We start from the raw sequence: 12,220 nt of genomic DNA on the forward strand, positions 1-12,220 counted from the left end.
TTTTCTAAATAGTTGTTTGATTTTTAGTTGATAGTTGTTAGGCTTGATTATCAACCAGTCAACCGTATTTTGCAATTTTCCGTTGCGACAAATCTAACAACCAATAACCATCAGCTAACAACTTATTTCTTACCAAACCCGCCCATGCGGCCCATTGGCATTTTATTCATCATCTTCATCATGCTCTTCATTTGTTCGAATTGTTTCATGAAGGCATTTACATCTGCAAGTTCCTTGCCACTTCCTTTAGCGATCCTTGTGCGGCGACTTAGATTGATAGAATCTGGGTTCGCTCTTTCGTGAGGAGTCATTGAATTGATCATTGCTTCAATTCCTTTAAACGCATCATCGCTGATCTCAATATCCTTAATGGCTTTACCCACGCCAGGAATCATACCCATCAAATCTTTCAGGTTACCCATTTTTTTGATCTGGTCCAATTGCTGTTTAAAGTCTTCAAAATCAAACTGATTTTTACGGATCTTTTTTTCCAGCTTCTTGGCTTGTACCTCATCGTACTGCGCCTGCGCTTTTTCCACAAGGGTAGTGATATCACCCATGCCCAGGATACGCTGTGCCATCCTTTCAGGATAAAACACATCCAGCGTGTCCATTTTTTCACCGCTGCTGATGAATTTAATAGGTTTATCTACCGTGTATTTGATGGAAAGAGCAGCACCACCACGAGTATCACCGTCAAGTTTTGTAAGAACAACGCCGCTAAAGTTCAATCTGTCGTTAAACGCTTTTGCAGTGTTTACGGCATCCTGACCGGTCATTGAGTCCACTACGAAAAGGATTTCCTGAGGGTTTACAGCATTTTTTACATTTGCCACCTCGGTCATCATCACTTCGTCAACTGCCAAACGACCGGCTGTATCTATGATCAGAACGTTCTTATTTCTTGTTTTGGCTTCTTTTACAGCGTTTTGTGCAATGGAAACGGCGTCTTTGTTTTCAGGCTCGCTGTACACATCCACACCTATCTGGCCACCAAGTACTTTCAACTGGTCGATCGCCGCAGGTCTGTAAATGTCAGCTGCCACCAACATAGGGGAGAAGCCTTTTTTGCCTTTCAGGTAGTTGGCCAGTTTTCCGCTGAAAGTTGTTTTACCCGAACCCTGCAATCCAGCGATCAAAATGATGGCAGGATTGCCTTTGGCATTGAGTTCCACCTCGTTACCACCCATTAATTCGGTTAGCTCATCCTTTACAATTTTGGTCATCAATTGACCAGGACTGATAGCTGTGATAACTTTTTCGCCAAGTACCGCGTCTTTTACTTTATCGGTAAATTCTTTGGCAATTTTATAGTTAACGTCGGCATCGATCAATGCACGGCGAATTTCTTTTACAGTAGCCGCAATATTAAGTTCCGTAATCCTGCCTTCACCTTTCAAACTCTTAAAGGCCGAATCAAGCCGTTCGCTTAATGACTCAAACATATTTTTCTCTATTTTCTAAAATGAAAAGGTGAATGTAACGATACATTCACCTTAATTAAGTTTGCAAATATAAATTTTAATTGAAGATGGAAAATTGAAAGTTGAAAATGGGATTGTCTCAATCATTTTCCGCCACTCAATCAATTAGGTATAAAAGGAATACGAAAGCTTTTTGAAAGCTTTTTCGGGTAAATTTTTTCTATAGAATATTGTCTTTTGGGTTAAACTCCCAGGTAGCTACGCAAAACTTTAGACCTGGAGTTCGATTTTAATTTAGTGATCGCTTTGTCCTTGATCTGGCGGACGCGTTCGCGTGTCAAGCAGAACTTTTCGCCGATATCTTCAAGACTCATTGGGTGATCTACACCAATTCCAAAGAAAAAGCAAATAACTTCTTTCTGGCGTTCGGTAAGCGCTTTTAAAGAACGGTCGATCTCTTGTTTTAAAGATTCGTCGTGCTCAATGCGTTTTTCGGTTCTTTCGGCGTTGGGGTTTTCAAGCACATCAATCAGTGTATTGTCTTCGCCTTCAGAAAGAGGAGTATCCATGCTTACGTGGCGGGCAGAAACGCCGAGCGTTGATGATACTTCATCAATATCGAGTTCCAGCATTTCAGCCAGTTCTTCTGGTGATGGCTCACGTTCGTATTCCTGTTCAAGCTGCGAAAATGCTTTTTGAATGCGGTTTGTCAAACCAACCTTGTTAAGTGGTAAACGAACGATTCGTGATTGTTCTGCAAGAGCTTGTAAAATACTTTGGCGGATCCACCAAACGGCGTAAGAGATGAATTTAAAGCCGCGTGTTTCATCGAAACGTTGGGCTGCTTTTATGAGGCCGAGGTTGCCTTCGTTAATCAGGTCGGGAAGGGATAAACCCTGGTTCTGGTACTGTTTTGCAACGGATACAACAAAACGGAGGTTTGCTTTGGTAAGTCTGTCGAGTGCCCTTTGATCGCCTTCTTTAATCAGGCGGGCCAAACGGACCTCTTCTTCGGGACTGATCAATTCTACCTTACCAATCTCCTGGAGATATTTCTCCAGACTTTGTGATTCACGATTGGTGATAGATTTCGTGATTTTGAGTTGTCGCATGCTCATAGGTGAGGTTTTTTATCTAAAGCTGTTTTGGTTATGAAAGGTATATTTTAAAAAAATTATGGTTAAGTTTTTGCTACTCACAAAGTGTCTTTCTCCACTCCTCCCTATGCATTAGCAATTTAACAAATATTATTACACCACCCAAAAAATCTATTTTCCATGGTATTTTTCCGAAAAATTAGAAAAAATACGTTGTGTAACCATATGAAAACTAATTTCTAGTAAAATTTATTGTGCAAATCTCTTTTCTACATTAATTATTTTTCTATTATTGCGCATTGGTAATTTTTTGAATTGAATAAGGTAGATGAGCAAAAAACAAATTTTTACACTAGAGTATCCCGTTAGGTGTTCACCATCGATACTCTTTGAATTCCTGAGCACGGCCTCCGGGTTACAGGAATGGTTCGCAGATAAAGTGGATGAAAGAGATAATATTTTTAGCTTTTCATGGAACGGTTCTGTAGAAAAAGCCGACGTTGTGGAAAGTGAGGAAGAAAGTTTCATTCGTTTTCACTGGCAACATGCGCCGGCTGAAGAATACTTTGAATTTCGCATTGAAAAATCTGAAGTAAGCAATCAAACGATTTTGGTTGTGAAGGATTTTGCAGACAAAAAAGACATTAAGGACCAAAGCCAACTTTGGAGCTACCAGGTTAAGGACCTGCTGCATCGTATTGGAAGTTAATTAATAAAATAAAAAGCGGTAAAGCTTTAAAGCTTTACTACTTTTTATAAAAGCGTAAGCATTTCGATTGAAGAAGTTTCCAATTGTTTCTCTGCAATAGACCATTCTTTAAGAGGAGATTTTACTGCAAGTTTTATAAAATTATTTTTCTCCAAAACATCTGACAACGCGGTTTTGCTGTAATCTTTCAGCAAAGAATAATTCCTGCTGTCGATATTGTGAGCCCATTCGTTTCCCTCTGTAGACAAATAAAATTGCTTTGCCGCTAAGTGTTCAAATCGATCAAGAATACTTTCTGCGACTTTGTGCCTGTGTTCACCGCGCACATGTAGGGTGGTGCTGAAATAATTTCCCCACCAGAAAAAATTTCTTACTGCCACAATTTCTTCTCTCGTAAAAAAACGCGGATAGTCCAACATTACATAAGGCAGTTCTTCATACTTTTCTCCTTTTGAAATTTTGGGGTTATTGATTGAGCAAACTGCCGGAAGTGTGTGCTGGCGTGCGTTAATGTGATTATGCAACTGATGTGCAACATTGCCAAACATCGCGTAAACTTTCTCAATTATGGCATTCTTTGTTAAAATCCACCCGCTATTTTGAACTAACTGCAATTCATCTTCCGAAAGCATTATTTTTGTTGCGCTCATAGCATAAAGATATTCACGAATTTATTTACGGCCCGTGATAAAAAAATTAGACAAACTAATCGTTAAAGCCTTCGTAGGACCATTTATTGCCACCCTTTTTATTACATCATTCGTATTGGTGCTGCAGTTTTTCTGGCTGTATATCGACGATATTGTTGGCAAGGGTATTGATATTCTTACCATTCTTAAATTCGTGATGTATGTGGCTGCAACGGTAGTTCCGCTTGCATTGCCGCTGGCTGTTTTGCTTTCCTCTATTATGACTTTTGGTAACCTTGGCGAAACCTTTGAATTGGTTGCCATCAAATCTGCCGGTATTCCACTGCTTAGGTTTATGCGGCCGCTTTTTGTTACAACGATGTTTATTTGCGGCGTCGCGTTCATGTTCAACAACTACATCATTCCTGTTTGTAACCTTCGTTTCAACAGATTGAAATATGATATTATCAACAAAAAACCTGCATTTGATTTAAAGGAAGGTTCGTTCTACACCAGCATTCCGGGTTATGCGATCAAAGTGGGTAAGAAGGAAAAAGATGACTCCACTGTAACAAATGTTGTTATCTACGAAAAAGATTATAACCTGCAGGACAATTTTATCGTTGCGGAAAAAGGTGTGATCACTTTGTCGCCTGACAAAAGGTTCATGATATTTAAATTTAAAAACGGCTGGCGATACCAGGAAAGGGGAAGCCGTGGCGGCGGTACGGAATATATAAGACTGGGCTTCAAGGAATTTCAGAAATCATTTGACATGAGCTCGTTTATGTTTAACAACACGAGCGACAGTGCATTCAAGAACAACTGGCAAATGTTGAGTGTGCGACAACTTTCGATATCTATTGATTCAGTTAACAAAATGATTGACCATCAGAGGAAAATAACCGCTATGAATTACCTGCCGTTTGCCAAGTATGTAGACTCTGGCTGGGCAAAAGTTGACTCGGTGAAAAAAGTGAAATCTATCAAAGACATCATTCCGGATAGTGCATGGACCTCTACGAACGACAGATTGGTTTCCCAGGCGACAGGCATTAAATCCACTATCGAAAGTATGCTTCCTGCGTATGATGATAAGCGTAAGGAACTGCGTTATTATAAAATTGGCTGGCACCAGAAGTATTCTATGTCCCTTGCCTGTCTTGTTTTGTTTCTTATTGGTGCGCCACTTGGCTCCATCATAAGAAAAGGAGGGATTGGAACGCCTTTGGTTTTCGCTGTGATATTCTTCGTGGTCTTTTTTCTTTTGAACAATTTTGGTCAAAAGTTTGTAAAAGAGGACGTGCTGAGTCCGTTCGTAGGAATGTGGATGGCAACATTCATTCTCGTGCCGATCGGGGTGTTCTTAACTTATAAGGCAATGCGGGATTCCCAGTTATTCAACAAGGAGTTTTATCACAGAATACTTAAAAATATTGGTCCTTACCTGGAGAAATTGAGGCGCGGAAAAAAGGAGGCGTAGGGTATCGCGAAAAGGTTTTAAGGTTAAACTTTTAGCGGTATAATTTTTTATATAACTGACTGGTTTTAAATAATTAATTTTGAGCAAACTTTCCTAGCATGAAACAATCATCCCGCCGGACATTCATAAAAGATTCAGCAAAAACTACAGTTATTTTAGGTGTTGGCGCCATGGTAGGCGGTTCTATCATTGAAGGATGCGGACCAGGCAAGAAAACTGCTGCTACTGTTCCTTCAAAAATTAAAACACCTTTTGATCAACAACCTTTACCATACTCGTACGCAGCGTTGGAGCCATATATTGATGCGATGACGATGGAAATACACTACACAAAACACGCAGCAGGATATACAAAAAACCTGAAAGATGCGGCGCAGGCAGAAGGCGTTACAGATACATCGTCCGTTGAAAACGTACTGGCAAATATTTCCAAATATTCCACCAAAATGCGCAACAATGCGGGTGGCCACTATAATCATGAGCTTTTTTGGAAAAGCATGAAAACAAATGGAGGCGGCACTCCTTCCGGCGCTTTACTTACTGCTATTGAGACCAAATTCAAATCTTTCGCTGACTTTAAAACAGCGTTTAATGATGCTGCCAAGGGCCGCTTCGGAAGCGGTTGGGCATGGGTAATCGTAAACAACAACAAGGACCTTGAAATAACTTCCACTCCAAACCAGGATAACACTTTGATGGATATTTCTGAAAAGAAGGGTATTCCGCTTTTGGGTCTTGATGTTTGGGAACATGCTTACTATTTAAAATATCAAAACAAACGTCCCGACTACATTGAAAACTGGTGGAACGTGGTAAACTGGCAATTTGTCCAGGATAGATATCAGACGATTGTTGGGTAGAAAGTTTTGAGTAATAAGTTATAAGTAGTACGTTTTAAGTAATGATAACAAGTGTGTCATTATGCAACTTCCTTATTATAACAGACGAAGCTTACAACCCGGAACCTACTACTTACAACTTATAACGTACAACTTTAAACTCGATTCACTTGAATTCAGCGCAGGTAAATATTCGCATACAAAAGATAGTTGTAACTGTTGCGATTTTTCTTTTCATTGTTAAGATCATAGCTTATTTCCTCACAAAATCTGTTTCCATATTAACGGATGCTTTGGAAAGCATTGTGAATGTGGTGGCTGGCTGCATTAGTTTGTACAGCCTGTTTGTAGCGGCTAAGCCCAGAGATATAGATCATCCGTATGGTCATGGGAAAGCCGAATTTTTATCAGCCGCAGTTGAAGGTACACTGATCAGCATTGCCGGTGCTTTCATCATATACAAATCGATTCTCAATTTCATCGATCCAAAGGAGATACACAAGGTTGATTATGGTATCCTGATGATTGTTTTCGCTGGTGTGGTAAACTGGTTTGTGGGTGCCTACGCCATCAGGCAGGGAAAGCAAAGCAATTCAGCCGCGTTAGTTGCAGGAGGAAAACATTTGCAGTCCGATACTTACTCCACGATAGGCATTGTCGTTGGTCTTATGCTGATCTATTTCACGCATCTTGTGATCATCGATAGCATTGTAGCGGCTATTTTCGGATTGATCATCATCTTCACTGGTTATAAGATCATTCGTTCATCTATCGCCGGCATTATGGATGAGGCTGACATGGAGTTGCTTGGAAAGCTGGTAAAAGTCCTTAACCAAAACCGCCGTGAAAATTGGGTCGATCTTCACAACTTACGCGTGATCAAGTATGGCAGCGTTTTGCATATTGACTGCCACCTTACTGTTCCCTGGTATTTAAATGTGATTGAAGCGCACAAAGAGATCGATGGATTGATAGACCTCATCACAAACAATTTTGGCGAAAGTGTAGAATTCTTTGTGCACACTGATCCATGCTTGAATTTCTCCTGCGCGATTTGCATAAAAGAAGACTGCAACGTTCGCGTGCACCCATTTGAAAAGCGCATTGAATGGACGCTGGAGAATATTATTTCGAATAAAAAACATAGTTTAGTTGAGAGTTGAGAATGGAGAGTTGAGAGTTAGAAGAAAGTTGTTGGTTGTTAGAGCTTCATTACAACATTCTAGATTAGACTTGCTATTCAACAAGGCCTAACAACTAATAACTATCAACCAACAACTCTCAACTCTCAACTCTCAATTCTCAACTACAAATTCACCGTTCTGTCCTTTGGATATTTCACGCTGTACGTGAAGCGCACTTTCTTCGTTTCGTTTGCGGCGAGTTGTAATTGCCAGTTCAGCACACCGAGGTCCTTGTTGATGTCAGCACCGCCCGCATCCAATAATTCTACTTCTATTTCTTTATTGGTCGAAGTTGGAAACTGGTCCTTCAGCAAAACATTTGTTGCTTCGTTCTTGTTATTTTTTACCGTGATTTCGTAAGTGAATTTTTGCAGCTTGTTAGATCCTAAAAACTTAACGCTGCTGTAATCGATCAGCTTATCGCGCTTGATCGCAACGCGTTTGTCTCTACCCAGCGTTAAGCTTAGTGTGTCCTGCACAGAGTTCGGATCAATAAAGGATTTGCCTACATAGGTGCCTTCGAAAATAATGTTGGCGTTACCCGGTAGTAAGTTTAATTTTTCCCAGCCTTTTACTTGTGCAAGCAGATATGCATCTTTATCAAGTTTGGGCACAGAGTAGTGTTTATAGTTTGCAGGAACTTCCAATGATTGGATAGTTGCTGTTTGTTCTTTTCCGTTGGTAGGAACGTCGAATGGTATGGAAATATCAAATGTTACATCCATTGTGTTATCAGCTACTGAAACATAATCTTCAAGGCCTGATTTTAATGTAACCACTATTGCGCCAGCTCCTGCGCGTGAACCGTATAACGCAGTGGCAGCACTGCTTTTTAACTTCTCCATACTTTTAATGGAAGATGGGTTGATTTTGGCAAACTCGCTTTCGTCCATGATGCTTCCGTTTACTACATAAATGGGTTTTGTCGCTTTTTCCATTTCTTTGTCCTCATCATCGATTCTCCTTGTGCCGTAACCAACGACAACAACTTCTTCCATTTTTGAGGAAACGGAGAGTCCCGGAACCCTGCCAGAAAGCGAATTCATCGCAAGCTGTTTGTTCATCACATTAACAGGATCAATATATCCCAAAAACCATTGCGATAAAATAGGCGCATCGCCCCACTGGCTTGGCACTGAGGTTGATAAAGATAATTTCACCTGTTTCCAATCGATGCCTGTAGACTGGTTGATCTTTGCTTTTTGAATGACTTTAAGTGGCTTGTCTGTGCTTTCCACACGAATGTCGTAGTAAGGCGTCCAGAAAGCATTTTGAGCGATATAGGAAATATTGAAATCGAATTTTCCTGGTGTGGCTACAGACACTTGCAATATCAATCTTCCGGAAGTTGCCACGTTTTTACTTTGTTCCTCTTTTAGCTGCGATTGAAGTTTGGTGATTAGTTCCTGTTCTTTTTCTTTTTTAGCATTTTGTTGGAGAAGATCATCCTGCAATTCGCTGAGTTTTGCTTTGTAGTAGTCCATTAGCTTCATCAGCTCCGCAACGCTAAGCCCTGTCTGCGTTCCTTTGATATCACGATTTGCATTTAATACATCGATTAGCTTGCCTGTATTGCTTATGGCAAGATCAATTCGTGCAATTTTATTTTTAACCGTTTCCAAAGAGTCTTCCAGCATTTTTATGCGAGGTGTTTTTTCTGTAGACACAAGATAGTTGTTGGAAAACTCAACGCCCATAATGGTTACAGCTGCAGGGGCTTTTACTTGTATGCTGTTGATATCAACCTTGTTGCTGATATTTTCAATGATCAATTCGTTATTGCCCGGCTTAAGCGTGGCACTTGCAACGTGATTCATTTCTGCGCCGGAGCGGTAAATGGTAACTGTTTTCAGCGTGGCGGGAACAGTTACTTTGTCTTCTGCTTTTGCGGTAAAAGCAAAGGCAACAAACATCCATACTAGCATCTTCTTTTTCATAATACCAATTTTGTATGGAGAGGATGCGGGGGAGAGATGGATTACATAAAAGAAATTAAGAATTAGGAATTAAGAATGCCTAAGTGGTGAATATTTGCGTCGAAATTTCGCTAGACAAAACTTGAAATTTCTAAAAGGTATTAATCTTTTGGTTTTTTGCTTGAATGTCTAACAGCAATTATGATGACTTTCAAGGCTTCCACTTCGTAGATAACCAGATAAGGAAAGCGTTTGATCTTTAGTTTTCTGAAATGTTCGTTAATTGAAGAATAATGGAAGGGGGAATTACAGATTTGTTCAAATCCCGATTCTATTTCGTCGATCAGCTCAAATCCTAATCCCGTTTTCTGTTGTTCGTACCATTCAAATGCGTCTCGCATATCAATTACAGCTTCTTCCTGTAATTCCAGGGCATAACTCATTGAGCTTATTTTTTACCAATAATTTTATCCTTTGCTTCGGTCCAATTATAAACTTTACTTTTTCCGTTTACTCGGTCTGTTCGTCTTTTTTCAAAATCTTTAATCTCCTCTTCGGTAAAAGAATACTCAAAATCATCGTCGTCATAATACTCCTTTGCTATCGCATACATAAGCTTCAAAAGCTTTTCGTCGCTGTTGTCAATATATTGATGTAGTTTTTGACGAATATTTGTCACTTGCATAAACACCCATTTTGACAAATTTAGAATTTTATATCGTCAATAGAAAACTAAGAGTTAAGAAGCTTCAGTGGCAAATATTCCTGACAAGTTGGGGTGGCGCACCCTATGCTTTAGAAGGCACATTCGCAGGTAAAAATCCGTGTAAATCCGTCCAATCTGTGTCATCTGTGTGCGGTAGTTCTTTTTTCCGTGTAAACCCCTAATTTCGTTTACTTTTCACCTAAATTAAACTGATTGTTATGCAAACCTGGAAAGATTATCAGGAAAAAAATAAGGACAAGTTTCTAAATGAGTTGCTTGAATTATTGCGCATTCCAAGCGTGAGCGCAAGAAGCGAACATAAAAAAGATATGCAGGCCTGTGCCGAAGCGCTCAAAACACGCTTACTGGAAGCGGGTGCAGATAAAGTTGAAATTTATGCGACAGCGGGTCATCCCGTGGTGTATGGTGAAAAAATTATTGATCCTTCCAAACCAACTGTTTTGGTGTATGGTCACTATGACGTGCAACCCGCAGACCCGCTGAACCTGTGGCACAGCGGTCCTTTTGAACCGGTGATTAAGGATGGAAAAATATTTGCGCGAGGCGCATGTGATGACAAAGGCCAGGTGTACATGCACGTGAAAGCCTTTGAAACCATGAGCAAAACAAATACGCTTGCAACCAACATTAAATTTTTGATTGAAGGAGAAGAAGAAGTTGGAAGCCCTAACCTGGCAACATTTGTAAAAGAAAATAAAGCGCTTTTAAAATCTGACGTGATTTTGATCAGCGACACTGCGTTGATCAGTCTTGACACACCTTCCATGGATGTTGGTGTGCGTGGATTAAGCTACATTGAAGTGGAAGTGACCGGTCCAAACCGCGATCTGCACAGTGGTGTATACGGTGGAGCAGTTGCCAACCCGATTACCATTCTTGCAAAAATGATTGCTTCATTGCATGATGAAAACAATCACATTACTATTCCAGGTTTTTATGATGATGTGGTAGAAGCCACTACGGCAGAAAGAAAATTGATGGCCGAAGCTCCATTCAGCGAAGAAGAATACAAAAAAGATTTAGGTGTAAATGAGCTGTGGGGAGAAAAAGGATATACCACCAATGAACGCACAGGTATTCGTCCAACGCTTGAGCTGAACGGTATTTGGGGTGGCTATACAGGCGAAGGTGCAAAAACTGTATTGCCATCAAAAGCATATGCGAAGATCAGTTGCCGTTTGGTGCCTAATCAAGGATCTGATAAGATCACTGAAATTCTGATCAACCATCTTAAAAAAATTGCTCCGCCATACATCCAGATCAAAGCAGAATTGCATCACGGTGGCGAGCCTTATATGACGCCGATTGACAGCAAAGGATATAAGGCTGCTGCAAAGGCAATTGAAACAACTTTTGGTAAACAACCAATTCCTGTGCGCGGTGGCGGAAGTATTCCTATCTGTGCATTGTTTGAAAAGGAACTGGGTGTAAAGATCATCTTCATGGGCTTTGGATTGGACAGCGATAATTTGCATAGCCCTAACGAAAAATATGATCTGGCAAACTATTATAAAGGCATTGAAACCATTCCGTATTTCCATAAGTATTTTGCGGAGCAGTAAATAGTTGTGTTGTCGCCAGTAGCCAGTAACCAGTAGCCGGTGTTTATGTGTAAAGGGCCTTGATTTTGAGAGAAGTTTGTTTGTGTAAGGTTTTAATGCGCTTAATCACCGGCCGCCGGCAACCGGTACAGGCAACCCAAAATTACTGGGTAGTCAACTCCAAAAAGATAACGTTTAGAACATGAGTTCTGATAAAGAAAAACTTCGTCTTGATAAATATCTCTGGGCAATCCGTTTGTTTAAAACGCGGAGCATTGCTGCTGATGCGCTGGAGAAAGGGCGTGTGAAAATGCATGGTGAGTCTGTAAAAGCTTCCCGCTCTGTGAACGTAGGAGATGAGTATGAGGTAAAGACTGAAGTTAAGAAATGGGTAATAAAGGTAACAGGGTTGCTCGCTAATCGCGTACAGTACGCTGAAGCCATAAAATACTACGAAGACCTTACGCCACTGGAAGAAAAGGAAAGAGTTCGCTTCCAGGCTGCATCTTTTCATACGGGCAAACGCCTTAGTAAAGTAGGAAGACCCACCAAAAAACAACGCCGCGACATTGAGGGCTTTATGGATGAAGGGGAGGAGGAGAAGGCTTAATTTGAAATTTGAAAATTTGAGGATTTGAAAATTTGAAAATGCTTTCCGGGTAACCCCCGAA

12 protein-coding genes are annotated in these 12,220 nt (G+C 40.5%); 6 read left to right on the forward strand and 6 right to left on the reverse strand.

What is annotated here, in order from left to right; translation table 11 throughout:
• Positions 1–122: 122 nt before the first annotated feature.
• Together ffh and KTO63_RS21820 are read right to left on the reverse strand one after the other, a co-directional pair.
• Complete coding sequence (gene ffh / locus KTO63_RS21815; RefSeq protein ID WP_217794081.1) at positions 123–1,445, reverse strand: signal recognition particle protein; 1,323 nt, start codon at positions 1,443–1,445, stop codon at positions 123–125.
• 221 nt (positions 1,446–1,666) lie between these two features.
• On the reverse strand, positions 1,667–2,536 hold the full coding sequence (locus KTO63_RS21820) for a sigma-70 family RNA polymerase sigma factor (protein ID WP_232373286.1): 870 nt from the start codon (positions 2,534–2,536) through the stop codon (positions 1,667–1,669).
• 313 nt (positions 2,537–2,849) lie between these two features.
• Between KTO63_RS21820 and KTO63_RS21825 the strand changes: the two genes are divergently transcribed.
• Entirely contained in the window at positions 2,850–3,230 is a 381-nt protein-coding gene (locus tag KTO63_RS21825; protein WP_217794083.1) for an START-like domain-containing protein, read from the forward strand.
• 44 nt (positions 3,231–3,274) lie between these two features.
• Here KTO63_RS21825 and KTO63_RS21830 read toward each other — a convergent pair whose 3' ends face one another.
• Complete coding sequence (locus tag KTO63_RS21830) at positions 3,275–3,880, reverse strand: hypothetical protein (protein WP_217794084.1); 606 nt, start codon at positions 3,878–3,880, stop codon at positions 3,275–3,277.
• 34 nt (positions 3,881–3,914) lie between these two features.
• On the opposite strand from KTO63_RS21830, the gene KTO63_RS21835 reads away from it, so the two are divergent.
• The 3 genes from KTO63_RS21835 to KTO63_RS21845 all read left to right on the forward strand — a co-directional run bounded on the left by KTO63_RS21835 (position 3,915) and on the right by KTO63_RS21845 (position 7,344).
• Positions 3,915–5,342, forward strand: coding sequence for an LptF/LptG family permease (locus KTO63_RS21835; protein WP_217794085.1), 1,428 nt, complete (start codon positions 3,915–3,917; stop codon positions 5,340–5,342).
• 98 nt (positions 5,343–5,440) lie between these two features.
• A complete protein-coding gene (locus tag KTO63_RS21840; RefSeq protein WP_217794086.1) occupies positions 5,441–6,202 on the forward strand; it encodes a superoxide dismutase in 762 nt (253 codons plus the stop codon).
• Between the two features lie 149 nt (positions 6,203–6,351).
• Positions 6,352–7,344, forward strand: coding sequence for a cation diffusion facilitator family transporter (locus tag KTO63_RS21845; RefSeq protein ID WP_217794087.1), 993 nt, complete (start codon positions 6,352–6,354; stop codon positions 7,342–7,344).
• A 143-nt stretch (positions 7,345–7,487) separates the two neighbouring features.
• On the opposite strand, the gene KTO63_RS21850 is transcribed toward KTO63_RS21845, so the two are convergent.
• From KTO63_RS21850 to KTO63_RS21860, 3 genes are all read right to left on the reverse strand, one after another.
• On the reverse strand, positions 7,488–9,302 hold the full coding sequence (locus KTO63_RS21850) for a DUF4139 domain-containing protein (protein ID WP_217794088.1): 1,815 nt from the start codon (positions 9,300–9,302) through the stop codon (positions 7,488–7,490).
• 140 nt (positions 9,303–9,442) lie between these two features.
• The gene (locus KTO63_RS21855) at positions 9,443–9,724 is read right to left on the reverse strand and encodes a type II toxin-antitoxin system RelE/ParE family toxin (RefSeq protein WP_217794089.1); all 282 of its coding nucleotides are present in this window, start codon (positions 9,722–9,724) and stop codon (positions 9,443–9,445) included.
• 5 nt (positions 9,725–9,729) lie between these two features.
• Complete coding sequence (locus KTO63_RS21860) at positions 9,730–9,966, reverse strand: hypothetical protein (RefSeq protein WP_217794090.1); 237 nt, start codon at positions 9,964–9,966, stop codon at positions 9,730–9,732.
• 239 nt (positions 9,967–10,205) lie between these two features.
• On the opposite strand from KTO63_RS21860, the gene KTO63_RS21865 reads away from it, so the two are divergent.
• Together KTO63_RS21865 and KTO63_RS21870 are read left to right on the forward strand one after the other, a co-directional pair.
• Positions 10,206–11,570, forward strand: a complete 1,365-nt coding sequence (locus KTO63_RS21865; RefSeq protein WP_217794091.1) for a dipeptidase — start codon at positions 10,206–10,208, stop codon at positions 11,568–11,570.
• 181 nt (positions 11,571–11,751) lie between these two features.
• Positions 11,752–12,159 carry an RNA-binding S4 domain-containing protein gene (locus KTO63_RS21870; RefSeq protein WP_217794092.1) on the forward strand — a complete coding sequence of 136 codons (408 nt, stop codon included), beginning with the start codon at positions 11,752–11,754 and terminating at the stop codon, positions 12,157–12,159.
• Positions 12,160–12,220: the final 61 nt, after the last annotated feature.

Origin of the sequence: Pinibacter aurantiacus (assembly GCF_019130065.1) — a bacterium.
In the GTDB taxonomy this organism is placed as follows: Bacteria; Bacteroidota; Bacteroidia; order Chitinophagales; family Chitinophagaceae; genus Pinibacter; species Pinibacter aurantiacus.

Excerpts from the sequence above, each read along its gene's own strand:
- ffh (WP_217794081.1), bottom strand. The coding sequence starts at position 1,445 with ATGTTTGAGTCATTAAGCGAACGGCTTGATTCGGCCTTTAAGAGTTTG.
- KTO63_RS21820 (WP_232373286.1), bottom strand. The coding sequence starts at position 2,536 with ATGCGACAACTCAAAATCACGAAATCTATCACCAATCGTGAATCACAA.
- KTO63_RS21825 (WP_217794083.1), top strand. The coding sequence starts at position 2,850 with ATGAGCAAAAAACAAATTTTTACACTAGAGTATCCCGTTAGGTGTTCA.
- KTO63_RS21830 (WP_217794084.1), bottom strand. The coding sequence starts at position 3,880 with ATGAGCGCAACAAAAATAATGCTTTCGGAAGATGAATTGCAGTTAGTT.
- KTO63_RS21840 (WP_217794086.1), top strand. The coding sequence starts at position 5,441 with ATGAAACAATCATCCCGCCGGACATTCATAAAAGATTCAGCAAAAACT.
- KTO63_RS21850 (WP_217794088.1), bottom strand. The coding sequence starts at position 9,302 with ATGAAAAAGAAGATGCTAGTATGGATGTTTGTTGCCTTTGCTTTTACC.
- KTO63_RS21855 (WP_217794089.1), bottom strand. The coding sequence starts at position 9,724 with ATGAGTTATGCCCTGGAATTACAGGAAGAAGCTGTAATTGATATGCGA.
- KTO63_RS21860 (WP_217794090.1), bottom strand. The coding sequence starts at position 9,966 with ATGCAAGTGACAAATATTCGTCAAAAACTACATCAATATATTGACAAC.
- KTO63_RS21865 (WP_217794091.1), top strand. The coding sequence starts at position 10,206 with ATGCAAACCTGGAAAGATTATCAGGAAAAAAATAAGGACAAGTTTCTA.
- KTO63_RS21870 (WP_217794092.1), top strand. The coding sequence starts at position 11,752 with ATGAGTTCTGATAAAGAAAAACTTCGTCTTGATAAATATCTCTGGGCA.